The 26,704-nt window shown below is 37.3% G+C and carries 20 protein-coding genes; 12 read left to right on the top strand and 8 right to left on the bottom strand.

The window, feature by feature from the left end; translation table 11 throughout:
* Positions 1-33: 33 nt before the first annotated feature.
* Together DX009_RS06645 and DX009_RS06650 are read right to left on the bottom strand one after the other, a co-directional pair.
* On the bottom strand, positions 34-963 hold the full coding sequence (locus DX009_RS06645; protein ID WP_245944600.1) for a tetratricopeptide repeat protein: 930 nt from the start codon (positions 961-963) through the stop codon (positions 34-36).
* Complete coding sequence (locus tag DX009_RS06650) at positions 923-1,252, bottom strand: 2-amino-4-hydroxy-6-hydroxymethyldihydropteridine diphosphokinase (protein WP_006044619.1); 330 nt, start codon at positions 1,250-1,252, stop codon at positions 923-925. The genes DX009_RS06645 and DX009_RS06650 overlap by 41 nt, the downstream gene beginning before the upstream one ends.
* A gap of 375 nt (positions 1,253-1,627) precedes the next feature.
* On the opposite strand from DX009_RS06650, the gene hflX reads away from it, so the two are divergent.
* The 5 genes from hflX (at position 1,628) to DX009_RS06680 (ending at position 10,581) form a co-directional block, all read left to right on the top strand.
* Positions 1,628-2,890, top strand: a complete 1,263-nt coding sequence (hflX, locus tag DX009_RS06655; protein ID WP_115083453.1) for a GTPase HflX — start codon at positions 1,628-1,630, stop codon at positions 2,888-2,890.
* Positions 2,891-2,922: 32 nt separating this feature from the next.
* Positions 2,923-4,782, top strand: a complete 1,860-nt coding sequence (locus DX009_RS06660) for a DUF4954 family protein (protein ID WP_115083454.1) — start codon at positions 2,923-2,925, stop codon at positions 4,780-4,782.
* A 21-nt stretch (positions 4,783-4,803) separates the two neighbouring features.
* Positions 4,804-7,722 (top strand): M16 family metallopeptidase, encoded by a 2,919-nt coding sequence (locus DX009_RS06665; protein ID WP_006044616.1) that lies wholly within the window; start codon positions 4,804-4,806, stop codon positions 7,720-7,722.
* Between the two features lie 145 nt (positions 7,723-7,867).
* Positions 7,868-9,511 (top strand): fumarate hydratase, encoded by a 1,644-nt coding sequence (locus DX009_RS06670; RefSeq protein ID WP_115083455.1) that lies wholly within the window; start codon positions 7,868-7,870, stop codon positions 9,509-9,511.
* Between the two features lie 563 nt (positions 9,512-10,074).
* Positions 10,075-10,581: a zinc-ribbon domain-containing protein gene (locus DX009_RS06680; protein ID WP_115083457.1), complete on the top strand. Its 507-nt coding sequence runs from the start codon at positions 10,075-10,077 to the stop codon at positions 10,579-10,581.
* 22 nt (positions 10,582-10,603) lie between these two features.
* Here DX009_RS06680 and tsaA read toward each other — a convergent pair whose 3' ends face one another.
* Positions 10,604-11,290: a tRNA (N6-threonylcarbamoyladenosine(37)-N6)-methyltransferase TrmO gene (gene tsaA, locus DX009_RS06685; protein ID WP_115083458.1), complete on the bottom strand. Its 687-nt coding sequence runs from the start codon at positions 11,288-11,290 to the stop codon at positions 10,604-10,606.
* Positions 11,291-11,467: 177 nt separating this feature from the next.
* Between tsaA and DX009_RS06690 the strand changes: the two genes are divergently transcribed.
* From DX009_RS06690 to DX009_RS06705, 4 genes are all read left to right on the top strand, one after another.
* On the top strand, positions 11,468-13,456 hold the full coding sequence (locus DX009_RS06690) for an OPT family oligopeptide transporter (protein ID WP_115083459.1): 1,989 nt from the start codon (positions 11,468-11,470) through the stop codon (positions 13,454-13,456).
* A 773-nt stretch (positions 13,457-14,229) separates the two neighbouring features.
* Complete coding sequence (locus tag DX009_RS06695; protein ID WP_115083460.1) at positions 14,230-15,600, top strand: MATE family efflux transporter; 1,371 nt, start codon at positions 14,230-14,232, stop codon at positions 15,598-15,600.
* A gap of 3 nt (positions 15,601-15,603) precedes the next feature.
* Complete coding sequence (locus DX009_RS06700; RefSeq protein WP_006044608.1) at positions 15,604-15,816, top strand: heavy-metal-associated domain-containing protein; 213 nt, start codon at positions 15,604-15,606, stop codon at positions 15,814-15,816.
* A gap of 21 nt (positions 15,817-15,837) precedes the next feature.
* Positions 15,838-17,757 (top strand): heavy metal translocating P-type ATPase, encoded by a 1,920-nt coding sequence (locus tag DX009_RS06705; protein WP_115083461.1) that lies wholly within the window; start codon positions 15,838-15,840, stop codon positions 17,755-17,757.
* A 125-nt stretch (positions 17,758-17,882) separates the two neighbouring features.
* On the opposite strand, the gene rny is transcribed toward DX009_RS06705, so the two are convergent.
* From rny to DX009_RS06725, 4 genes are all read right to left on the bottom strand, one after another.
* The gene (rny, locus tag DX009_RS06710) at positions 17,883-19,421 is read right to left on the bottom strand and encodes a ribonuclease Y (protein ID WP_006044606.1); all 1,539 of its coding nucleotides are present in this window, start codon (positions 19,419-19,421) and stop codon (positions 17,883-17,885) included.
* A 34-nt stretch (positions 19,422-19,455) separates the two neighbouring features.
* Positions 19,456-19,749, bottom strand: coding sequence for a cell division protein ZapA (locus tag DX009_RS06715; protein ID WP_115083462.1), 294 nt, complete (start codon positions 19,747-19,749; stop codon positions 19,456-19,458).
* Positions 19,750-19,758: 9 nt separating this feature from the next.
* Positions 19,759-20,052 (bottom strand): hypothetical protein, encoded by a 294-nt coding sequence (locus DX009_RS06720; protein WP_006044604.1) that lies wholly within the window; start codon positions 20,050-20,052, stop codon positions 19,759-19,761.
* 91 nt (positions 20,053-20,143) lie between these two features.
* Positions 20,144-20,779, bottom strand: a complete 636-nt coding sequence (locus DX009_RS06725; protein ID WP_006044603.1) for a hypothetical protein — start codon at positions 20,777-20,779, stop codon at positions 20,144-20,146.
* An 873-nt stretch (positions 20,780-21,652) separates the two neighbouring features.
* Between DX009_RS06725 and rfbA the strand changes: the two genes are divergently transcribed.
* From rfbA to DX009_RS06740, 3 genes are all read left to right on the top strand, one after another.
* Positions 21,653-22,537: a glucose-1-phosphate thymidylyltransferase RfbA gene (gene rfbA, locus DX009_RS06730; protein ID WP_040595563.1), complete on the top strand. Its 885-nt coding sequence runs from the start codon at positions 21,653-21,655 to the stop codon at positions 22,535-22,537.
* A 12-nt stretch (positions 22,538-22,549) separates the two neighbouring features.
* On the top strand, positions 22,550-25,054 hold the full coding sequence (locus tag DX009_RS06735) for a GumC family protein (RefSeq protein ID WP_115083463.1): 2,505 nt from the start codon (positions 22,550-22,552) through the stop codon (positions 25,052-25,054).
* Between the two features lie 71 nt (positions 25,055-25,125).
* Complete coding sequence (locus tag DX009_RS06740; RefSeq protein WP_006044600.1) at positions 25,126-25,551, top strand: BT0820 family HAD-type phosphatase; 426 nt, start codon at positions 25,126-25,128, stop codon at positions 25,549-25,551.
* A gap of 131 nt (positions 25,552-25,682) precedes the next feature.
* Here the strand turns inward: DX009_RS06740 and DX009_RS06745 are convergent, their stop codons facing one another.
* A complete protein-coding gene (locus DX009_RS06745; protein WP_115083464.1) occupies positions 25,683-26,642 on the bottom strand; it encodes a hypothetical protein in 960 nt (319 codons plus the stop codon).
* Positions 26,643-26,704 lie beyond the last annotated feature (62 nt).

The raw sequence follows: 26,704 nt of genomic DNA on the forward strand, positions 1-26,704 counted from the left end.
TGTTTTGTCTGGTTTTAAGTGTATTCTTAGAAACTACTCCTCCACTTTCACCTTGCTTTTATACAAGTCTTCAAGATTGATAGGTGCAACATCTTCTTGTTTCTTCTTTTGTTTTGCAGGCTTATCGTTTATTGGCAGTTGGGGCGTTTGTTTCTTCGTGTCTATTTTAGATGTTGTTATTATAGGTTTTGAATGTATGGAATCTATATATTTTTCGGTGTATATAGAATCTAACGGAACACTTGCCGCTATGGCACGCAAACTGTCTTCTATCGCCTTAGCACGAGCAATGCTGTCGATAGCTAACTTTTCGTTAATCTTAGCTTGACAGCCTTTGCGCATATTTATGGCTTGTGTTAGTCGCGCTTCCACATCGGGTATGCTTCTATATTTTCTGAAAAATTCTTCGCAATGTGCGTAGGCATTGCGTGCTTTCTCCCATTCTGAACCAAACATATAACACAAGCCGAGCCGATAGTATATTTCCCCTTTCTCGTTGTCGTAGCAAACAGTAAGTGCTTGTTCGTAAAAAGGAATGGCAAGTTTGTATTCCTGCAACTGAAAATGGCTCTCTGCATTGGCAAAATAATACACAGAGCGTTCGTGAGGAGCAAGCATAGTAAGACGTGGTGTTACTTCGTCGAGATACTTCGTTGCACTTTTATATTCCCAGTCGTTGTAATAGCACAAACCAATATAAGCACGAAAGCGGTCGTTCAGTTTGTATCGTTTATCTAATTGTTGAAAAATAAGCAATGCCTCGTGATACTTCTCCGAGTTGAAATACGCCACAGCTTTATCCAATAATATAGGATCAGGATCGGTAGTTTGTGCCGATACCGACAAAATGGACAAGCACAGAAATGCCAAAATACAACATAAACGCTGCCAGAACACTGCTAAAACATCATCTCTGTGTTTGTTATTGTAGCCAAGCAATTTTCTTAACCTCCTTATCTCCATATTTTATAACATCTAAGTCTATCAGTACAATGCCTTGTTTATGGTTTTCGTGTGTGTCGCCCATTGCAGTTTCAATATTCTTTAGCTGCTGCACAAGTTGTTCTAACGATAGCGAAGTGGTGAAATGCGCAATACAATTTAAGTATTTATCCGACACAATACCAACAGGTTCTGTCCATTGTGGTTGCGTGAAAGTAATATCAGGAAACACAGCCTTCAGTCTTTCAAAAGCTTCTTCTATATGCCGCTCTTGTTTGGTATTTGAACCAAGTGCTATTGTTATCTCCATCTTCTTTATTAATAAAAGTTAGTACAATTATAAAAAACTCGCAGTATCAATAGTGCGAAACTCTCAGTTTCTCCGCAGAAACCCACAGTATCAATAGTACGAAACTCTCAGTTTCTCTGCAGAAACTCGCAGTTTCCACCGTATGAAACTTATGAAACCATAGTATGAAACAGTTTCTTTATACTAAGCTGCCATACTTCTGCTCGCATCCTTTGGCTTGCAAAAGTACGTTATTCTGTTATATAAGGTGCGGTAAACAGCACATTATTTATAAAAAATAACAATTACGAATAAAAAACGTTCATACGTCTCTCACATACTCTTAAGTTTTTATTAACTTTGTAGCCACATTATATATATACTAGTATTTGTTGAATGAAAGAATTTGTTATATCAGAAGTCAAGGCTGAAACAGCTGTGCTTGTTGGTTTAATAACCAAAGAACAAGATGATTCCAAAACCAAAGAATACTTAGATGAATTGGAATTTCTTGCCGATACAGCAGGAGCCGTTACCGTGAAACGCTTTACACAGCGTGTTGGTGGACCAAATATGACATCGTATGTGGGTAAAGGAAAGCTTGCAGAGATAAAAGAATACATAAAACAGAAAGAAGATGAAGACGAACCTATTGGTATGGTAATCTTCGACGATGAGTTATCGGCTAAGCAATTAAGAAACATTGAAAACGAATTGCAAGTAAAGATACTAGACAGAACGTCTCTCATTCTAGATATATTTGCTATGCGTGCACAAACAGCCAATGCCAAAACACAGGTAGAATTGGCACAATACCGTTATATGTTACCACGCTTGCAACGTCTTTGGACACACCTCGAACGACAAGGTGGTGGTTCTGGCTCAGGTGGTGGTAAAGGATCGGTAGGTTTGCGTGGTCCTGGTGAAACCCAATTGGAAATGGACCGTCGTATAATTTTGCAACGTATGACCCTACTGAAACAACGTTTAGTAGAGATTGACAAACAGAAAATAACACAACGAAAGAACCGTGGACGTCTTATTCGTGTAGCTTTGGTAGGCTATACCAATGTGGGCAAATCAACCATTATGAATATGCTAGCCAAAAGCGAAGTGTTTGCCGAAAACAAGTTGTTTGCCACATTAGATACAACAGTGCGTAAAGTTGTGCTTCAGAATTTACCTTTTCTCTTAGCAGACACTGTAGGATTTATACGCAAATTGCCAACCGATTTGGTTGATTCGTTCAAATCAACACTCGACGAGGTGCGCGAAGCCGACTTATTATTGCACGTTGTAGATATTTCTCACCCCGATTTTGAAGAACAAATACAAGTAGTAACAGAAACATTAAAAGATTTAGATTGCGCCGAAAAGCCATCAATGATAATCTTCAACAAGATAGATAATTATTCTTGGGAAGAGAAGGAAGACGACGACCTAACACCAATGAATAAAAAAAATATATCGCTTACAGAATTGAAACGCACGTGGATGGCAAAACTAAACGATGATTGTTTGTTTATATCGGCAAAGCAAAAGGAGAACATCGATGAGTTTAGAGATGTTTTATATAAAAAAGTAAGAGAACTTCACGTGCAGAAGTACCCTTACAACGATTTCTTGTACAACACAGATGTTGAAGAAGGAATGCAATAAAATAATGTTTCATTTATTGTTTCAGAATAAATATGGTATACAGAGCACTAACCGACAGCGAAATTTCTATTCTTGAGAACAACAATTGTTGGGCTGAAGACTGGAGCAAAATAGAAGTGGTAGACGATGGTTTCCAACCTAAATACTTGCATCGTGTTATCTTCTATGGAGATATTCGTTTAGGAGCCTTTGAAAAGAATGTTGAAGTTTCGAAGAATTTCTTTAAGCATTCTGGCATTAACGATGCTACTTTACGAAACGTAACCATAGGCAACAACTGTTTGATAGAAAAGATAGGAAACTATATAAACAACTACATTATAGGCGATGATTGCTTGATTGCTAACGTTTCGGTAATGGAAACAACCGAAGGTGCAACTTATGGGCAAGGCAATGTTATATCGGTATTGAATGAGGCAGGCGATGGAAACATCATTATGTTTCCTGAATTAAGTAGTCAGTTTGCTGCCCTTATGGTAAAACACTTTAAAGATAAGGTTCTTAAGAATGCTATTCGTAGATTAGTTTCAGAAGAAATAGCACGTCTAACACCAGCAGTTAGCACCATGGGGAACAATGTAAAGATAGTAAACTCTAAGGAGATAACAAATACAATCATTCACAACGACTGTGAGATATCTGGAGCGAGCAGACTTTCCGACTGTACCATTCTTAGCTCAGAACATGCTAATGTTTATATAGGTACAGGTGTTATCTGCGAAAACTCTATCATAAGCGAAGGCTCAAGCATTATTAATAGTGCTAAAATACAAGATTGTTTTATAGGCGAAACTTGTCATATTGCAAACGGCTTTACGGCTTCACAGAGTGTATTCTTTGCCAATTCGTATATGGCTAATGGTGAAGCATGTGCTGCTTTTTGCGGTCCTTTCTCTGTTTCGCATCATAAGAGCACACTTCTTATAGGAGGAATGTTTTCGTTCTACAATGCAGGTTCAGCCACAAACTTCTCAAATCACGCTTACAAGATGGGACCGTTGCACTATGGAATATTAGAAAGAGGGTGTAAGACCTCCAGTGGTAGCCATATAGTTATGCCAGCAACAATTGGTTCGTTTTCTGTTTGTTTCGGTAAAATAACCAATCACCCAGATACAACAGCATTTCCTTTCTCATATATCATTGCTTATAACGATAAACCTTGCATTGTTCCTGGAAGAAATATTGCAACTGTAGGACTCTATCGCGATATACGGAAATGGCATAAACGCGACTTACGTCCACAGGGAACACAGAAAAGTATCATTAATTTTGAGTGGCTATCGCCTTTCACAGCGTTTGAACTATTTAGAGGAAAACATAATCTAAAAATGCTGAAGAAAACGTGTGGGGTGAATTCTGATAGCTATATATATAAAGGTTATACCATAAAAGCATCTAACCTGGATAAGGGTATTCGGCTATACGACATTGCTCTCCATATTTATATAGGAGAAATGCTAAAGAAAGCCAAGCTTTTGGATATATTCGATAAACCTTTAGAACAAGATTCCATTAATGTATGGAACGATCTAGGAGGATTAATTCTACCAGATTTTGAAGAGCAACGCATACTTGAGGATATTAAGAGTGGTCTTTTAGAAACAATCGAAGACGTGAACGATCGTTTCAAAGAAATAAATGCAAACTATTACAGATATGCTTGGGACTGGACACGATTCCTTATTAAAAGTTGTTATGGTAGTAAAGAAATTACTGAAGATATCGAAGCACAAATTGTAAAAGACTATAACGATGCATTGAAAACGTGGATTAGCGAAATCCACAAAGATGCAGAGAAAGAATATAGTATGGGCGATATAGATAAAGACGTATTGGAGGCTTTCCTTGAAAAGCTAGAACAAGAGAGTAATAATACAATAATCAATTAATAAAAAAATAAGTTAAACATTATGCTAAAGAACCTTTCTTTTAGAAATATAGGTTTGTCTTTGCTTCTACTTCTTGGTGTTGTAGGAATAAAAGCACAGATACGTACCTATGAAAGCGTGCCTAACGATCCGATGAAGACACGCATCTACACCCTAGACAATGGGCTGAAAATATATATCACTGTAAATAAAGAGAAACCACGTATCCAGACTTATATAGCTGTGCGTACAGGTAGTCGTAACGATCCTGCTGAAACAACAGGTTTGGCACATTATTTAGAGCACATTATGTTTAAAGGAACAGATAAATTTGGTACTTCTAATTACGAAGCAGAACGTCCTTACCTGAAACAAATAGAAAACCTTTATGAAGAGTATCGTCATATAACAGACCCCGTGAAACGTAAAGAATGGTATCATAAAATAGACTCTGTATCTCAGATAGCTGCACAATACAATATACCTAATGAGTACGACAAGTTAATGGCTGCTATTGGAAGTCAGGGCACAAATGCTTATACCTCTAACGATGTTACTTGTTATGTAGAGAATATACCAAGTAATGAAATAGATTCTTGGGCAAAAGTGCAAGGCGACCGTTTCCAAAATATGGTTATTCGAGGCTTTCATACAGAGCTTGAAGCTGTATATGAAGAGTATAATATGGGGTTAACAAGCGATGGAAGAAAGCTATTTACAGCTTTAATGGCAAAGCTTTTCCCTAACCACCCATACGGTACACAGACTACAATTGGTAGAGGCGAACATTTGAAGAATCCTTCTATCACAAATATTATGAACTATTATCACCGATACTATGTGCCAAATAATATTGCTATATGTTTATCAGGCGATCTTAACCCAGACGAGACTGTAGCTACCATTGAAAAGTATTTTGGAAACTGGAAAAAGAGTGAAACTCTAAGTATTCCTCAATATGGTGCCCAACCTAAGTTCACACATCCAGTAGATACTACTGTAGTAGGTTTAGAAGCTGAAACTGTTTATTTGGGTTGGAGAGGTGAAAGAGGAAACTCGTTACAATGCGATACACTCAATATTATTAGTAATTTGTTGAGTAACGGACATGCAGGTCTTTTCGATTTAGATTTGAATCAAACTATGAAGGTTCAATCTGCTGGTGCAGGTTTCTCAGATTTAACAGACTACTCAATGTTTATTGCATTGGGTACACCTAAAAAAGGACAAACTTTGCAAGAGGTTCGCAATTTATTGCTTGCTGAAATAGAGAAGTTAAAAAAAGGAGAATTCTCTGACGACTTGCTACCTTCTGTTATAAACAACTACAAACGCAGTTATTATAAAAATCTCGATAACAATCAGTTCCGAGCAAAGGCTTTTGTAAATGCCTTCATTAATAATGTTGATTGGAAGCAGGAAGTTGGACAACTTGACCGTATTTCAAAGATGACAAAAGCAGAAATAGTTAGCTTTGCAAATCGTTTCTTCACAAATGGTTATGCCGCAATCTATAAAGTGCAGGGAACAGACACGACAATACATAAGGTTGATAAACCAAAAATAACGCCAATCCCAACAAATAACGATAAACATTCTACTTTCTTACAAACAATAGTAAATAATAAGGTAGAACCTATCAAACCCGTATTTGTTGATTTCAAGAAAGACCTTACTAAGGGTATGACAAAGAAAGGTTGGCCTATACTTTATAAACAGAATACACAAGACGACTTATTTACACTCTACTTGCAAATTCCTTTTGGAAAAGAAAGCGATATATTACCGACTTATGCAAAAATGTATCTCGACTATCTTGGTACTGATAAGATGACCAATGCACAAATAAAACAAGAACTGTATAAGTTAGCTTGCGACTACGATATTGAACAATCAGAAGATGAGACCTACTTCTATATGACAGGTTTGAACGAAAATCTCCCAAAAGCTTTAGCTCTTATAAATTATGTAATTGACAATGCAAAGGTAGATAAAGCTGCTTACAATGCTGCTGTAGATTTACTTATTAAATCGCAAAAAGATAATAAGGCAGACCAAAAAGGCAACTTTAGAGCTTTACAAAATTATGGTATGTATGGCCCATATAACTCTACACGTAATATTTTGAGCGAACAGCAGCTGAAGAGTATGGACCCACAAAAACTATTGAACGTACTTAAAAACTTGAAGAACTACAAGCAAACAGTACTCTACTATGGTCCATCATCTATAAAAGATATTGATAATCTTTTGGCTAAGACTTTCAAAACAGCTAAGAAGTTTGCACCATTGCCAAAGGAAAAACGTTATACTCTGCAAACAACACCTCAAAACGAAGTTATTATCGCACCTTACAACGCAAAGAATATCTATATGGTTCAATTCCATAACGAAAATAAGGAATGGAATCCTAACGATGCTGCAAAGATTTCGCTCTTCAACGAGTACTTTGGTGGTGGTATGAATGCTATTGTGTTCCAAGAAATGCGCGAGGCTCGTGCATTAGCATATACAGCCAGCGCAAGCTATCACATGCCAAATCGTTTGGGCGATAAAGATTACTTCAACACATTCATAATCACACAGAATGATAAGATGATGGACTGTATCGCACAGTTTAACGAACTTCTCAATAATATGCCTGTACGACTAGCTAATTTCGATTTGGCTAAGCAGAACTTATTGAAGAGTCTTGCTTCAACTCGTACAACCAAGTTCTCTATTCTTTCTGCTTATATGAATGCACAAAAGATGGGCTTAAATTGTACATTGAGCGAAAAGATATATAACGATTTACCCAGTGTAACATTCGATGATATTATCAACTTCGAAAAAACTAATATAGGCCATAAAACATTCAAGTATCTTATCCTTGGAGATGAGAAAGAACTTGATATGAAAGCTTTAGAGAAGATAGCTCCTATAAAGCGTGTTACAACAGAAGAAATCTTTGGATATTAAGTTAGCATAACAATTATCTAGTTAGTTACGCTTAAAATGTAAGTTCGAAGCAACAACAGATTAAAATATTAATAGAAACCTGACACCATGAAGTGTAAGACAATAATGCCTTATAACATGATGTCAGGTTATTTTTAAAAACATTATGACTGAATTTAAGTATGCCCCAATGTTTCAATTGGGAAAAGATGAAACAGAGTACAGACTGGTTTCTAAAGAGGGAATTACAGTAGCGAACTTTGAAGGAAAAGAGATTGTAAAGGTAGCACCAGAAGCATTAACATTATTGGCACAAGAGGCATTTCACGATTGCGAATTTTATCTACGTCGTGCACACAATAAGCAGGTTGCCGCTATTCTAAACGATAATGAGGCTTCTGAAAACGACAAGTATGTTGCACTCCAGTTCCTTCGCAATGCCGAAACAGCAGCAAAAGGAGTTTTACCTTTCTGCCAAGATACAGGAACTGCTATTATTCATGGCGAAAAAGGTCAGCAGATATGGACAGGATACGAAGACGAAGAGGCTCTTTCGCGTGGTGTATTCAATACGTTTACACAAGAAAGTTTGCGCTATTCTCAAAATGCCCCGCTTACTATGTTCGACGAAGTGAACACCAAATGCAACCTTCCTGCACAGATTGATATCGAAGCAACCGAAGGTGCAGAATACAAATTCGTAATGGTGGCGAAAGGTGGAGGCTCTGCAAATAAGACCTACTTCTATCCAATGACTAAGGCTACTATTCAGAACGAGGGTACACTCATTCCTTTCTTAGTAGAAAAGATGAAGACTTTAGGTACAGCTGCCTGTCCTCCATATCATATCTGCTTTGTTATTGGTGGAACATCAGCTGAAAAGAATTTGCTCACTGTCAAACTTGGAAGTATCAAATACTACGATGCACTCCCTACAACTGGCGATGAAACAGGTCGTGCATTTCGTGATATCGAATTAGAGAAGAAACTTCTCGAAGAAGCACATAAAATTGGACTCGGTGCACAGTTTGGTGGCAAGTATCTTGCACACGATATTCGTATCATTCGCCTGCCACGTCATGGTGCCAGCGTTCCTATCGGTATGGGTGTATCTTGCTCTGCCGATCGCAATATAAAGGGCAAAATCAATAAAGATGGTATTTGGTTGGAGAAGTTAGATACTAATCCTGGTGAACTTATTCCTGAAGAGTATCGTAAGCCTGGTGAAGGAAGTAAGGGTATAGAAATCGACTTAGACAAGGGCATTGATGCTGTGCGTGCCGAACTTACTAAATATCCCGTCTCTACTCGTGTAAGTCTGAAGGGAACTATTATTGTAGCACGCGATATTGCACATGCAAAACTCAAGGCTCGTCTCGATGCAGGAGAACCATTGCCACAATACATCAAAGATTATCCAGTATTGTATGCAGGTCCTGCAAAAACACCAAACGGACTACCTTGTGGTTCTATGGGACCTACAACTGCCAACCGTATGGACCCATACGTAGATGAATTCCAAGCTAATGGCGGATCGCTTGTTATGATTGCTAAAGGTAATCGTACGCAAGTGGTTACCGATGCTTGTAAGAAGCATGGTGGTTTCTATCTTGGTACAATAGGTGGTGTGGCTGCCGTATTATCGCAAAGTAGCATCAAAAGTATAGAGTGTGTGGAATATCCTGAACTTGGTATGGAAGCCGTTTATAAAATTAAGGTAGAAGACTTCCCCGCATTTATTCTTGTAGACGACAAAGGAAACGATTTCTTTAAGCAGCTGAAACCTTGGACAGGCTGCCCAAAGAACTAAATAAACTAAATTATTAACTGTGAGGGTATATCGATGACTCAATTCGATATACCCTCTTTCAGTTATCTTAAATTCATCTTCGTGTCGAAATTTTCTTTATTCGTATCAAAATAATTAGAACCTTTATAATGCTGTGTTGGCTTCGGGAACAATTAAATAGAAAATCCTTGCAGATGATAGCATCACAAATAAGCTACTTGTAAGTATGCTTGAATCTCCAAGCATCAGGTGTACGTTGCCAGAAGTTTGGCTACTTTGCTTGGAAATTTATTGATGTACATCTGCTTGCTACTGAAAACATGTTCACGCTTGCCGGGATTGTGCCTACAGTGCGAAGCTACTGGGTTTTCCCTTTCCTCAGTTACAAAAAAAATATCTACTGTCAGTTGCAATTCCTTAACAATACATTAAAAGCAAAAAGGAATGAAAACTTCTATTTTATTTTGACGAACGTTCGAATTAGCGTACCTTTGCGATGTTTTAGTAATACAAACAACAAGGATAAGTGCATTTGAATGCTAAAACAATAGGAAAAGAACTAACAACAAAATAATAGGAACAATATGAAATGTAGGAATTGCCATACAGAAGTGAATGAAAACGAGCAGCAATGTACTAATTGTGGTGCACCTTTACACAACGATAACGACGAACCCACTATTGGTCGTGGACTGGTAATATTCATAGTTATTGGTACTATCTTCCTTGTAGGCTTCGGATTTTTCTATTATTTCAACCACATGCACGACCCTAAATATACACTTACTTCAATAGAGCCTGACTCTAACTTGGCAGAAAAGAATGCTGTAAAGCTGGACACGATTGCTCTTGATACGCTTAACAAAGATTCGTTAGACAAAGAGGAAGCAAAGCAAGCCGAAAAGGTGCTTAACAGTATTCGAGGGAAACGAAACAAACATAACAGCAGGAACAACAAAGAAGAACAAGACGAAGAAGTGGCTCCTGTAACTGTTCCTTCCAACCCAGAGGATGGCAACACTGCACCCGATATTGCACCTATTGCGCCTACTGTTTCGAAACCACGTGTAGAGAAAATAGAAGTGAAATAGTTGTAGTACGCAAAAGAGGCATTTAAACAATTATATCCAGAACTATACAACGTCCGTTTTCTACCCGAAAGCGGACGTCTTTATTTCTAAATGCCATACCGTAAACACGATTGGAATTATGCTGATAGTGCGGACGAGGGTCTTGAGCAAGTACTTCCGACAATGCCTTTATTTCGTCGTGATTAAAGAAATTGCCTATGTTGTCGGGCAATTCTACATCTAAAGATTGCCAAATGCTTGAATCGGTATATCCACCACGTGCTTCTACATGTGCATCGGCGTATGGCAAATAAGGTTTTACGTCGTATATAGGTGTTCCGTCCATAAGGTCGGCTCCCGAAACTTCTATGACACCATTTTTGCCAATATTTACTATGCGCACCGACGACAACCCCAAACCATTAGGACGATAGGACGAGCGAGAAGCAAACACCCCTACCCTTTCGTTGCCTCCCAAACGTGGTGGACGCACCATAAGGTTGTCGTTCTTGTTCCACTTCCTGCCACCAACAGGCTCGTTCGCCGAGAAACCCCATATCAACCAAATATAATCGAAGCCTTCCAAACCACGCAAAGCATCTGCATTGCTGAACTTTGGTTCAAACACAATGTGTCCTCGCAGTTCGCTAACTAAGCCACTCTGGCGTGGAATGCCAAACTTTGTGGTAAACGGGGAACGAAAATAGGCTATAGGTTCTATTTCTTTCATAGCGCAAAATTACATAAAATATGTACAATATTAGGCAACTATGCCTGAATTTATGGTGATTTTATTGACAGTTAGTAGTGCCTTTGCTATTTTTTACTTATCTTTGCGACTGTTTTAGGCTGAAGCACACAATGCTACAACAAAGCTTTACCTTAAGAATAACATACAACTAAAGATATGGAAAATAAAGAAAAACAAAACATTGAACTTCCTGAGAACGCCTTTCGTGAACTGAAAGAAGGCGAGGAGTATCAACCCGTGATGAGCCCTAATAAGGTTTATCCAGAAGTAAGTACGTGGTCTGTAACTTGGGGATTAGTAATGGTTGTGCTGTTTTCGGCAGCTGCTGCCTACTTAGGTCTTAAAGTTGGACAGGTATTCGAGACAGCCATACCAATTGCCATTATAGCCATTGGTATGTCGTCGGCAACTAAACGCAAGAATGCATTGGGCGAAAATGTCATTATTCAGAGCATTGGTGCTTGTTCGGGTGCTGTTGTTGCAGGCGGTATCTTCGTAATACCTGCCATTTATATGCTCGATTTACAAGCTGGCTTCTTTCAAATATTCATTGCAGCAGCATTAGGTGGCATTTTAGGAATACTCTTCTTAATACCCTTCCGCAAGTATTTTGTTAAGGAACAGCACGGCAAATATCCTTTCCCAGAGGCTACAGCCACAACACAGGTGCTTGTGAGTGGCGAGAAAGGTGGCAGCCAGGCGAAACCATTGTTGCTTGCTGGTTTGGTGGGGGGTCTTTACGACTTCAGCGTGGCTACATTTGGCTGGTGGAACGAAACCGTTACAAGCCGTATGATTGGTTTTGGCGAAACCATTGCCGACAAGGCAAAGCTTGTATTCAAGGTAAATACAGGTGCAGCTGTTTTGGGTTTGGGCTACATTATTGGTTTAAAATATGCCTTCATTATATGTATGGGGTCGCTCACTATATGGTGGGTAGTTGTTCCAGGCATGGCACTTATATTTCCAGACACTATACTGAACCAATGGGACGCAAGTATTGTTACCACAGTTGGCAGTATGTCGGCAGAAGAGATTTTCAAGAACTACGCTCGTTCTATTGGTATTGGTGGTATTGCAATGTCGGGCATTATTGGCATTGTAAAGTCGTGGGGCATTATTAAAAGTGCTGTTAGCTTAGCTTCAAGAGAGATGAAGGGCAAAGGAGCAAGTCAAGAAGAAGCGATAAGGACACAACGCGACATTTCGTTTAAGATTATTGCATTTGGCAGTATTATTACTTTAATCATTATCTTCTTATTCTTCTACTTTGGTGTAATGCAATTCAACTTAATACACACTGTTGTTGGTATCTTGCTGGTTGCAATAATTGCTTTTCTCTTTACAACGGTTGCAGCAAATGCCATTGCCATTGTGGGTTCAAACCCTGTATCGGGTATGACTCTAATGACTCTTATTTTGGCGTCTGTTGTAATGGTAGGTGTTGGACTGAAAGGCAATTCGGGTATGTTGGCAGCATTGCTTATGGGTGGTGTTGTATGTACAGCCTTGTCGATGGCAGGTTCGTTTATCACCGACCTGAAGATTGGTTACTGGCTCGGTACCACACCTAAGAAGCAGGAAACGTGGAAGTTCCTTGGCACCATTGTATCGGCAGCAACCGTTGCAGGTGTAATGATTGTGTTGGACAAGACCTACGGTTTCAATTCTGGACAGTTGGCAGCACCGCAGGCTAACGCTATGGCTGCTGTTATTAAACCATTGATGAGCGGACAGGGTGCACCTTGGATTCTTTACGGTATAGGTGCTGTCCTTGCATTGGTGTTAGACCGTTGCAAGGTGCCTGCACTAGCTTTCTCGCTTGGTATGTTTATTCCTATTCAGCTGAATATTCCTTTAATTATAGGTGGTGCGGTGAACTGGTATGTTACAACTCGTTCTAAGGACGAACAAATTAACAAGCTACGTGCCGATAAAGGAACACTTATTGCATCGGGCTTTATTGCGGGCGGTGCACTTATGGGTGTTGTTTCGGCACTGATTAAGTTCTTTGGTGTTGAGTTCGACCATGCTGCATGGTGGCAGAACCATCTTTCTGAAGTTCTCGCACTTGTTGCTTACACAGCTCTGATACTCTACTTTATCACGGCAACAAAAGTTTCTGACAAAGACAAAGAAGCGTAGAGACATTCAGTAAATAACGAAAGATAGAAGGCGTGTTCAATATTGAGCATGCCTTTTTTATTTGCGTTCATTAGTAGTCTAAGTTTGCAATATTAGCTGTTGCAGATGAGATGGTGTTGGGTATTCGTGGATATGGGCACGATGAATAGGCTCCCTACACATAAGGAATGCACGATGCGAACGGCTTACGAACAACAAACAAACACCCTTCGAACGGTTTGCAAATATTCTTAATATAGGGACACTTGGTATGAGCGTCTACACAGTTAGGTGTGAATTACGGATTAGTTAGGTGTGAATAACTGACAATTCGTAAATGGTTGGCAACCGTTTATGTTGCAATTAACTTGTATTTCATTGCCGATTAAGTGATGCTGATTGTATCAATTTGCAGAGAAAGTGCATTGATTTCGTGGTCTAACAGACCTTACAAACTGAGCAAAGCTTATAAGTTATACACAAAAAACTTATAAGTTATAATTAAAAAGCTTATAAGCTATCTATAAAAAGCTTATAAGCTATTTGAAGAAAGCTTATAAGCTATTTGAGAAAAGCTTATAAGCTATTTAGGAAAAGCTTATAAGCTTTTTGCAATTAGATAAGTGTTTGCAGTGGTTTTAGCAGAAGATATAATTCGGTTTGATATAAAAACACGCTATGCAAACCATAATTGGATCAATTAACATAGCACATATCAACTATTTCGCTCTTTAATTCTAATTAGAACATTATTTTGCTATTTATCGCTTCGTTTTTTGTATTTTTGCAATCGTATGCATAAAGGTAAAGATAACTATACGTTCCTTACAGCGGAACCAATTCATAAGGTTGTGATAACAATGGCTGTACCTACCATAATTTCGATGTTGGTAACCAGCTTGTACAATATTGCCGACACTTATTTTGTGGGACAAATAAACACGCAAGCTACGGCAGCCGTGGGCATTGTGTTTTCGGTGATGTTCTTCATACAGTCGTTTGGTTTCTTCTTCGGACACGGTTCGGGAAACTACATTTCACGCGAATTGGGTGCAAAACGCCACAATAATGCCGTACGTATGGCATCGAATGGTTTCTTCTTTTCGTTCGCATTTGGTATAGTAATTATGATTATAGGGCTGCTTAATCTTAAGCCACTATCGGTTTTGTTAGGAAGCACGCCAACCATTCTGCCCTATACCGAGAAATATTTAGGTGTTGTGTTGCTCGGAGCTCCATTCTTAACATCATCGCTCACACTGAACAACCAGATGCGTTTGCAAGGCAATGCCACTTATGCCATGTATGGCATTGTGGTGGGTGCGGTATTGAATGTTGCGCTCGACCCGCTTCTTATTTTCACCTTCGATATGGGAATAATGGGTGCAGCCATTGCAACCGTAGTTGGACAGATAGTTTCGTTTATCATTCTTTTCTATATGGCTCGGCAGGGAGAGAACATCGGAATATATCTTAAAAACTTCGCTCCGTCGTGGAATGCACTTAAGGAAATTTTCTTGGGAGGTAGTCCATCGCTGTCGCGTCAGGGCTTAGCGTGCTTGGCAACAATGTCGTTAAACATTGCAGCAGCCCATTATGGCGACGAAGCTATTGCGGCAATGAGCATAGTTACACGTATATCAATGCTTGTGCTTGCAACAGTTATTGGGTTGGGACAAGGGTTTCAACCATTATGTGGTTTCTGTTACGGCGCAAAACTTTACGACAGATTGAGAGAAGGCTATATGTTTACCGTTAAAACGGGCACACTCTTCTTGCTCGCTTGCACCATTATAGGCTGGATTTTCAGTGGGTCGCTCATCGAATTGTTCCGCAACGATGCCAAAGTTATAAGTATAGGCGTTGTTGCTCTGCGTTGGCAACTGTGCACTTATCCGTTCAATGCAGCAATAGTTGTAAGCAATATGCTATCGCAAACCTGCCGAAAGCCGTGGCGAGCTAACTTCTTGGCAGCAGCACGACAGGGACTCTTCTTCATTCCTTTAATATTTATACTCCCACAATTCTTCGGACTTTTAGGCGTGGAGATGTGTCAAGCAGTGAGCGATACTTTCTCGCTGTTGGCAACAATCCCAATAATGATTTATACTTTCAGAGAATTTAAGAAAGAACAAATAGAGTTTAATCAACAAAAAAACAATTAGATTATGGAAAATAGATTTTTCACAGTAAATGGTATGCGCTGCGAACATTGCAAGGCAAGTGTAGAAAACGCAATAAAAGAAATAGCAGGTGTAGAAACTGCAGAAGTAGACTTAGCAAACAAAACAGTAAAGGTTTCGTACGACAGCAATTTGGTAAGTCCCGACAAAATAAAAGCGGCAGTAGATGCAATAGGTCGCTTTGAACTAATTTTATAAGAATTATAAGGAGAAAGAAAAATGAAAAGGACCATTCCAGTAATTGGTATGGCATGTTCGGCATGTTCTGCCAATATAGAGAAGAAACTAAATAGCTTAAACGGAATAACGTCGGCTTCAGTGTCGTTACCATCGCGTTCAGCATTAGTAGACTTCAATCCAGACGAAGTTTCGCTGACAGATATGAAAGCAGCTATCAACGCAATTGGCTACGACCTTGTTATTGAAGAAGGAAGATCGGCAGTTGAAATAGAAAAACGAGCTTACACACTTTTAAAGCGTAAAGCTATTCTGTCGTGGATATTTGCCATTGGCGTTATGGCTATATCAATGCATTGGATTAATTTTGGGAATAACAATACCAGCAATCAGGTGGCTTTGCTTGTTGCGCTGGGCAATATGCTGTATTGTGGCAAACAGTTCTATGTTTCGGCATGGAAACAGCTAAAGAATGGTTTGGCAAATATGGATACACTTGTTGCCTTGTCTACTTTAATAGCTTTCCTATTCAGTGTTTTCAATACATTCTGGGGAGAATCCGTGTGGAGCAGTAGAGGAATTATGTGGCATACATATTTCGATGCGTCAGTAATGATTATCACCTTTGTGCTTACAGGTAAACTTTTGGAAGAAAAAGCCAAAGACGGAACCGCATCGTCTATTAGAGAGATGATGGGAATGACACCTAAGACAGCACATATTGTAGATGGCGACAAGGTAGAAGAAGTGCCAATATCTACAATTGAAGTAGGCGATTTGCTGGAAGTCCGTACGGGAGAGAAAATTCCTGTAGACGGAGAAGTGGTTTGGGCAGAAAGTTTTATGACTCCAAATGCAGCTTACATTGACGAAAGTATGATTACGGGCGAGCCTAATCCGGCAAAGAAGGAAAAAGGCGATAGAGTTTTGGCAGGCACTATTCCAAATCAAGGAAAATTAAGAATGCGTGCTCGCCAAATAGGGAAAGACACTATGTTAGCACAAATTATACGTATGGTTCAAGAAGCACAGGGTTCTAAAGCTCCTGTTCAACGCATCGTAGATAAAGCAGCATTGGTGTTCGTTCCTGTTGTTTCAACAATAGCTCTCGTTACTTTCTTAGCTTGGTGGATTATTGGAGGTAATGCTTATTTGCCACAAGCCATCTTATCGGCAATTGCAGTGTTGGTAATTGCTTGTCCATGTGCAATGGGATTAGCCACACCAACAGCACTAATGGTAGGTATAGGTAAGGCTGCCGAAGAACAAATACTGATAAAAGATGCTTCGGCATTAGAAAACTTGCGCAAGATTAATGCGCTCGTAACTGATAAAACGGGCACACTAACCATACCAAACAAAAACATAGACTTCACCAAATCGGATAATCTGGCTTTAGAAGAACGCGAAACTCTAAAACCAAATGCACGCAAAGCAATGGAGACATTGCAAAAAAATGGTGTGGAAGTCTATATGATGAGTGGAGACAAGGAAGAAGCGGCTAAATATTGGGCAGAAAAAGCAGGAATAAAACATTATCAAAGCAAAGTTCTGCCACAAGACAAAGAGAACTTAGTTAGACGTTTACAAGCAGAAGGAAAACATGTTGCAATGGTTGGCGATGGTATAAACGATACGCAGGCATTGGCTTTAGCTGATGTTAGCATTGCGATAGGAAAAGGAACTGATGTTGCAATGGACGTTGCGCAAATTACACTTATGGGCGACGATCTTCGTACCTTACCAGAGGCATTACAATTAAGCCGTCGCACTGTACGTATGATTTGGGAAAATCTGTTTTGGGCGTTTATATATAACATTGTTTGTATTCCGCTCGCAGCTGGTGTATTATACATATTTGGCATTGACTGGCAAATAACTCCATCTTGGGCAAGTGCTTTAATGGCTTTCTCAAGTGTTAGCGTTGTTCTAAATAGTTTACGCTTAAAGTTGATGAAATAAACACACAAACTCTCAGTATCTAAACTGCACTGTTTGTAGTGCATATATAATAAAAGGTAGACTCTTCTTACAAGGGTCCACCTTTCTTTATTAGTTTTATTTATAGAGCGTTTTATCTATTGTTTTTACTTTGCATAAGATACACTGCGTATTTCGCGAATAACCGTAATCTTAACTTGTCCAGGATAAGTCATTTCGTTCTGAATCTTTTCAGCTATCTCTGTACTTAATTGTTCGCTTTGTGCATCGTCCATCTTATCGGCGCCCACAATAACACGTAGTTCTCTACCTGCTTGTATAGCATAAGTTTTTGTTACACCTGGATAGCTCATAGCAATTGCCTCTAAATCGTTCAAACGTTTTATATAAGCCTCTACTATTTCGCGACGAGCACCTGGACGAGCACCAGAAATTGCATCACAAACTTGCACAATTGGCGCAATAAGACTGGTCATTTCTGTTTCGTCGTGGTGAGCTGCTATAGCATTACAAATTTCAGGTTTTTCTTTATATTTTTCAGCAATACGAGCTCCATATAATGCGTGAGGAAGTTCGGTCTCTTCATCGGGTACTTTTCCTATATCGTGCAATAGTCCGGCACGTTTTGCTTTCTTAGGATTTAACCCTAGTTCGCTTGCCATTATACCACAAAGATTTGCAGTTTCTCTTGCATGTTGCAAAAGATTTTGTCCGTATGATGAGCGATACTTCATTTTTCCAACAATACGAATTAGTTCTGGATGCAAACCGTGGATACCTAAATCGATTGCTGTACGTTTTCCTGTTTCAATTATCTCGTTGTCTAATTGTTTTTTCACTTTAGCAACTATTTCTTCTATACGTGCTGGGTGAATACGTCCATCAGAAACTAATTGGTGAAGGGCCAAACGACAAATTTCGCGACGAACAGGATCAAAACCTGAAATAACAATTGCTTCAGGTGTATCATCTACTACAATTTCTACACCTGTAGCTGCTTCGAGTGCACGAATGTTTCTGCCTTCTCTACCAATAATTCTACCTTTTACTTCATCGTTTTCAATGTGGAAAACACTAACAGAATTTTCTATTGCTGTTTCTGTTGCAACACGTTGAATTGTTTGAATAACAATTTTCTTTGCTTGTTGATTTGCGTTTAGCTTTGCTTCGTCAACAATTTCATTAATATATGATGCTGCATCAAGTTTTGCTTGGTCTTTCAAACTCTCAACAAGTCGGTTTTTCGCTTCGTCTGCGCTCAAACCAGAGAGTTCTTCAAGTTTTGCACGTTCTAACTCTTTTTGTTTTTCTAACTCTTGTTCCTTTACCATCAGCAACTTTTTCTCGTTATCTACACGTTGTTGCTGCTGTTCTATTTCTTGCTTGCGGCGATTTATTTCGTCTAACCGCTGATTTAGCGTAATTTCTTTTTGCTTTAAGCGATTTTCGTTCTGCTGAAATTTATGATTTCGCTGTTGTACTTCCTTTTCTAATTCGCTTTTCTTATTTAAGAACTTTTCTTTTACCTCGAGTAGTTTTTTCTCCTTCAATACCTCAGTATCTCTTTCGGCTTTTGCCATAGATTCTTTGTATTGTTTATCGATTATGTAACGGAATGTAGCATAACCAATTATACAACCTACTGCGAGACAACCGAGGGCTACTATTATTGTTATAAAACTCATCTAAAATTATTTCTATATATTATTTTTATCTTGGTTATTTTTTTAAAGCTTCTTCTATCTCTGCAGTGAGTTTACCAAGAACATCTGTGAATGGAGCTGTGTCGTTGAGTGCACCTTCTTTTTTGTAATGAAGCGTTATATCCAACATAGCCATATATAGTATGTCTTTATCGCTTTTTTTACCTTTAAAATAGGTGGAATATGTATTTACAGTATCTGTTATAAGTTTAGAAGCAGCTCGATAATATTCTTCGTCTTCGCGAGGAATATTTACCGCTAGTTCAGTATCGTATACATGTAACCTGATATGTAATTTATCGTCAGCCATTCTTTCTGGTTATTTCTCACTAATGAGTGTGATGCACTTATTTACATCTCGGATAAGTTTTGATATACGTTTCTGAGCATTTTCCATATCGCTATCAGAAATTTCTATCATCTTAGCCATTTTCAATGAATTATAGTCGTTTCGTGCTTGTTTTAGTTGTGCTTCGAGCTTTTCTATCTCTTTTTCACGTTGGTCCACTAATTCATACAAGTCGTTGTTTTCCTTTTTCATTTCTTCATATTGAAGAATCATTTGTCTAACACGAGTCGCAAAAGTATTTAGGGCCTTTTCATTCGCATTCATTTTCTATATCATTTTGGCTACAAATTTACGTTAAAGTTTTAATTTAACAAAATTTTTCGCTTAATTATTTTCTTTTCTCAACAATACAAAGCTATGTCTTTGCTGTTACATCGGCATTTTGTTTGGGTTCTTTTTTGGCTAATAAAACTATTTGATAAACAAATTCTGTAGCCCATTTCTGCGAAAATCCAAGTCGTTGTGATAGTTGGCGAACCGACAATACTGTTTTAACAACACCTGGATCGCTATAATCGTTCTTATTATATATATCGTTTACTGTTTTCTCCGTCATACTATAAATAAGCTTCTTAAAGAAACCAGGCATACGCAATTTAAATTTCATTAAGTTGCCTATTAACATCATTAAATCTTGTGTATAAGCTTGGAATTGATAAAGATAGCCTTGTGCATCTTGCACCTTTTTGCATTGTTTTTTTATACTATTATCTATTTCATCAAAAAACAAATCGCTAGTACCATACAAGTTCTTCATTGTTTTCTTTACACTATTCTTCTCTCCTACTCCTAATTTATTATTAACAGTTGGAACTCGGAAAGTTTGCTTATAAGTACGGAGGTCTGGTAACATTGACAGGTTGGTTATTCCTAATCGAGAGGCAAGAACAGCCTGAAAATATACACGAACTAATGTCATATAGTCGTTCATTCCACCAACTTTTTCCTGGTCTTCGTTATTTCTATTAAATATTTTCGAAAATATTCCCATTTTAATCTATAAATAATTTTGATTAATAATTGAGCCATTGCTCTTTGTGCGTGCAAAGTTAAGAAAATAAAATAAGATTGGGACATATAACTTGTTTTTTTTAGTTGATAATTCACCCTATCCACATTCATTAGAATTAGCTAAATTAAACAAAAAATGGAACATTAGAGAATATGTGTATTGTTTGATTGCTAAACAAACTGTTTATTTTTGTGGTGAAATATAGCAAACTACATTATCAAAAAATGAATCAACAAAATAATTACAAGAAAATAGAAGAGGTTTGAGAGCAATCTCTTTATAAAATTAATAAACACATTGCAATCTAACCTTCTATGGGGACTTTACAAAATTTTACCATCTTAAACTGAGTCTAATTTAATACAACTAATAATAGAATGTTTCACTTGCATTTTACAGCTATTTAGCAAATAAATCAATCGTATCTAAATATGAAAAATAAGTAAAATACAGTTTCATAAACCACTTATTACCAGATATTTATATAGTATTCTCATTTTATAATAAAAAAATAAAAAATTATAATAAGAAAACAAGAAAAATATAATTAGAAATTAGAGAAACAATAATAAGAAAAATGAAGATATATAAATGTATCATATATTTTAGAATATTTGAGATAAAAAGGTTCATATAATAACATTTTTTATTGTAGATGCCTTGAATATCAATTTTATTGATTACCTTTGCGAACAAAAACAGAATAACTCGGAATTGGAATAAAAGGTGATAACTATTTGCAAGTAACTATTGGAATGTTTCAATGAGATGTGAAGATTGAGAAAAGCATATTATTTGCCTATTCTAGCCGAGTATGACTTCAATATAATAAAGCACTTAAAAAATACGAATATGAAAGGTATCGTTTTAGCAGGAGGCTCAGGCACACGTCTTTATCCTATTACTAAAGGCATTAGCAAACAGTTAATACCTATTTACGATAAGCCAATGATTTATTATCCTATTTCAGTATTAATGCTTGCAGGTATAAAAGAAATATTGATAATATCAACTCCATACGATTTACCAGGTTTTAAGCGACTCTTAGGTGATGGACATGAATTAGGCGTAAATTTTGAGTACGCAGAACAACCTTCTCCAGACGGATTAGCACAAGCATTTATTATTGGAGAGAAATTTATTGGAAACGATTCTGTTTGTTTAGTGTTAGGCGATAATATTTTTTATGGTGCAGGCTTTTCAGGTATGCTGAAAGAAAGCGTAAAAACAGCAGAAGAAGATGGAAAAGCTACAGTATTTGGCTATTTTGTGAACGACCCTGAACGCTATGGCGTAGCAGAATTTGATAAAAAAGGAAACTGTCTTAGTATTGAAGAAAAGCCCGAACACCCGAAAAGTAATTACGCTGTTGTAGGATTATATTTCTATCCTAATAGTGTTGTGGAAATTGCAAAGAATATAAAACCTTCAGCACGAGGAGAATTAGAGATAACCACTGTAAATCAAGAATATTTGGCAAAGCAAGAACTAAAAGTTCAAACATTGCAACGAGGCTTTGCATGGTTAGATACAGGTACGCACAATAGTTTATCGGAGGCAAGCACATTTATAGAATGTATAGAGAAACGTCAAGGTTTAAAAGTTGCTTGTTTAGAAGAAATTGCATATAAAAGAGGTTGGATAAATAACCAACAGTTGAGAGAAAATGCAGAACCAATGAAGAAAAACGAATATGGACAATATCTCCTTTGTCTTGCAGACGAAAACAATCAATAGAAGAATACTATTATGATAGAAGAAAATAAAAATATAGAGAAAGAATACGGTCAGGAAGAAAACGAAAAATCGTTTATAGATTTTCAGTTAATTTATCGTACTGTAATCCTAAATTGGTATTGGTTCATACTGTCTGTAATTATTTGTGTTGGTTTAGCAGCCATTTATTTGCGCTATACAACACCTACTTATCAGACTGTAGCAAAATTGCTTATTAAAGACCAAGACGATAACAAAAAATCGGGAATTAAATATTCGTCAAATCTTGGAACTATGTCTAATTCAGAAGGTATTGATAACGAAATAGAAATACTTGGTTCTAGATCAGTTGCTCAAGATGCAGTGCGCGACTTAAAACTTTATGTTAATTACATAACAAAAGGGCGACTTAAAACTATAACGCTCTATAGAGACCAACCACTAAGTGTAGATGTAGATAGTAAACATTTGGAAAATCTGAATAGACCAATAGAGCTTTCTATTAAACGCGATAGCAATACTTTCATTCTGACAGGTACTTATTATGTACCAACTAATGAACGCGATGCAGAAGGACCATTTACATTGAATACTAAATTCTACTCATTGCCACATTCTATAGCAACACGTGCCGGCATAATTACAATATCTTCTAATCAAGGTAAAATTTTAAGAAAAGGAGAAGAACTAGAAGTTGTATTGCAATCGCCAAGAGATGCGTGTGGACAATATGTAAACAACATTCAGATATCAAAAAGTACACAAGGAACAAGCATTGCTTATCTTAAAATGATAGACGAAATTCCAAATAGAAGTATCGACTATTTAAAGCAACTTGTTGTGGCTTATAACCGTCAGGCAAACGAAGATAAAAATACAATTGCGCTTAGTACTGAACGTTTTATAAGTTCACGTCTTGGCAAAATTAGCCAGGAATTAGGCGCAAGTGAAGGAAAGTTGCAAAAATACAAACAACGAAATGGTGTTGTAGAACAACAAATGAATGCAGCAAGTAGCTTCACAAATCAAACTACATCTGAACAAAAGCTAACGGATATGGAAACCCAAATCCAACTATTTAATAGCGTTGCATCAGAAGTAAAAAATTCATCAAGAGATTTCACACAAGTAATACCTTCTGATGTTGGATTAAGCGATGCAACTGCATCAAGTCTTATTAACAAATATAATGAATTGGTGTTAGAAAGAAATCGTCTTCTTCGTAGCGCATCAGTAAATTCACCTGTAGTAGAACCACTTACCGATCAGATAAGAACACTTAACAAGAATATTAGACGTGCAATTGAAACAGCACGTAATAATTTGGAGATACAACGTGATGCTGTTGTAAGTCAATTTCAAAAATATAACACACAAGTTGCTGAAGCTCCTGTGCAAGAACGAATGATACAATCTATCGATCGTGAGAAAGATGTTATGTCGAATTTGTTCTCTATGCTGCTACAAAAGCGAGAAGAAAATAGTATGTCGCTTGCAGCTACAGTAGACAAAGGTAAACTTATTGATGATCCACAATTTGCAGGCATTGTAAGTCCAAATACAAAAATGATATATTTGGTAGCATTTTTTATCGGACTTCTTTTACCTTCACTTATTCTATTCCTCATTCAGCTATTTAGATATAAGATTGAAGGACACGACGATGTAGCACGACTTACCAAATTGCCTATTATTGCCGACGTTCCTGTTGCAAACGATGCAGCCAAAGGAAAAGCCGATATTGTGGTACACGAAAATCAGAATAACCAAATGGAAGAAGTGTTCCGTTCAATGCGTACCAATATACAATTTATATTGGAGGAGAAACAAAAAGTTATTCTCTTTACATCGTCTACTTCGGGTGAAGGTAAAACCTTTACAGCAGCTAACCTTGCAGTAAGTTTTGCATTGTTAGGTAAAAAAGTTGTCTTTGTTGGTCTCGATATTCGTAGACCACGTCTTGCCGAACAATTTAAAATAAACGACCATAAACATGGTATCACAAACTTGCTTATAAAGAACGATCCTACATTAGAAGATTTAAAAGAACAAATTGTTCCTTCTGGTGTAAATCAATACTTAGATTTATTAATGGCTGGTCCTATTCCACCAAACCCAACAGAGTTAATAGCACGCCATTCTTTAAATACAGTATTCGAACAATTACGTCAAGAGTACGATTATGTTATTGTAGATACCGCTCCAGTTGGTCTTGTTACCGATACTTTACAAATTGGAAGAATCGTAGATGCAACTGTTTATATGTGTCGTGCCGATTATACCCTGAAGTCTTCTTTCGATATGATTAACGAACTTTCAGCCGAAAAGAAACTTCCAAAAATGAATATTGTGCTTAATGGTGTCGATATGTCTAAAAAGAAATATGGTTACTATTACGGCTATGGACGATATGGAAAGTATGGACGATATGGAACTGGAAAATATGGGAAATATGGTGCCTACGGAAATTATGGAAGTTTTGGTAACTACCATAACAGTAAATATGGAAATAAAAACGATAATTCTATAAAACGATAACAATAATAAGTGGTGAATAAGAAGTGTGCCAATGGAAAAACTTGCCACACTTCTTTTTTCTTTATGTAATTATGGTAATAGCAGTAGATTTTGATGGAACTATAGTAGAACACATGTATCCTAAAATTGGAAACGAAATTCCATTTGCAACAGATACTTTAAAAGAACTAATAAAAGATGGACATCAATTAATTCTTTGGAGTGTTAGGGAGAACGAACTTTTACAAGAAGCTGTAGATTGGTGTCATAAACGTGGAGTAGATTTCTGGGCAGTAAATAAAGATTATCCAGAAGAAGAGCGTTCTAAAAACAACCATTTTTCACGAAAACTAAAGGTAGATATGTTTATAGACGACCGGAATGTTGGTGGTTTGCCTGATTGGGGAACAATTTACCAAATGATTAAACATAATGAAACGTGGGAAAGTATGCGTTATAATCATCATAACTCTGAATACGGACAACCAAAACGAAAAAAACATTGGTGGAATTTTTAGCCTTAATTGCCACCTTATCTTATATACAAAATTACACCTTATACATATAAGAAACATTGATAAAAAAAGAAAATACAAAGAACCACCTTCGCATAAAGAAAGGTGGTTCATTTATATATATAGAATTAAGGTTATTCGTTTATTGTCCACTCTACATTCTCATTTGACATTTCATTGCCTTCTTCCTCAATAGCAATACTCGAAGGTGTCGGAGTTTTAACAACTATCTTTATATTTGTCATTACGTTGCGTCTTAACACAACCTTTTTAATTTCGTTCCTTATTGTCCCATCGTTCTTTGTCCATTTCACTATAAAATCGACTTCTCCACTATATGAATCTTCTATTGCTTTTGCAACTTGAGAGAAAGAATAAATAGCTTGATGGTCAAATATAGGATCTGATGCCTTTACAGTTTCAGTATAATCATCTAAATAAGAAACTTCGAGCGTTCCATCCTCGGGCGGTGTAATAGTTAAATGGATCCCAAATACTGCTCGTTTTACTTTTAACAAAACAGAATCTGAAGTTTTAGGGTCAAAATCTATTAGCGTGCCATATTGTTTAACAAGTTTAGGAGACCACACTTGTTTATTTCCTGTTACAGTAGTTTGTCCTTGCGGTGGAAAAGCAAAACAAACAGAACTTGACTTTGTAAACGAATTAGTTGCCATTACTGGTTTTGCATTGGTTGTTACAAAAGGCTCCATATAACCATCTGCTGAAAGATAGATACCATCTTCGCCTTCTTCTACAATTAAGCATTCAAAACGATAGAGACAATTCTCGTTCAGAGCAATACTAATCTTCGAAGGATCGTCAAACAATCCGTATGCAAATTTAGAATAAGAATTACTATTAGCACGTTTCTGGTAAACATTAATACCATACAATTTCTTTCCCGCTCCACGTGTATATGCAAACAATGGAGTTTCAGACGTTGTTATTTCCTCGTTTATTCGAAACGAAATAGTTTTAAACTTGCTTTTTCCTTGCTTTTCTTTACCCCCGTTATTTATTATTTCCTTCTCGCAACTTGCAAAAGCAAATGCCAGAACAATAGTTAATAACGAACATACTAATTTATTCATAATAGGTTTAATTAGATTGTTAATGCAATTATTTAGTGCTACAAAGTTAATATAATTTTATT

This window comes from Prevotella pallens (assembly GCF_900454935.1).
Taxonomy (GTDB): Bacteria; Bacteroidota; Bacteroidia; order Bacteroidales; family Bacteroidaceae; genus Prevotella; species Prevotella pallens.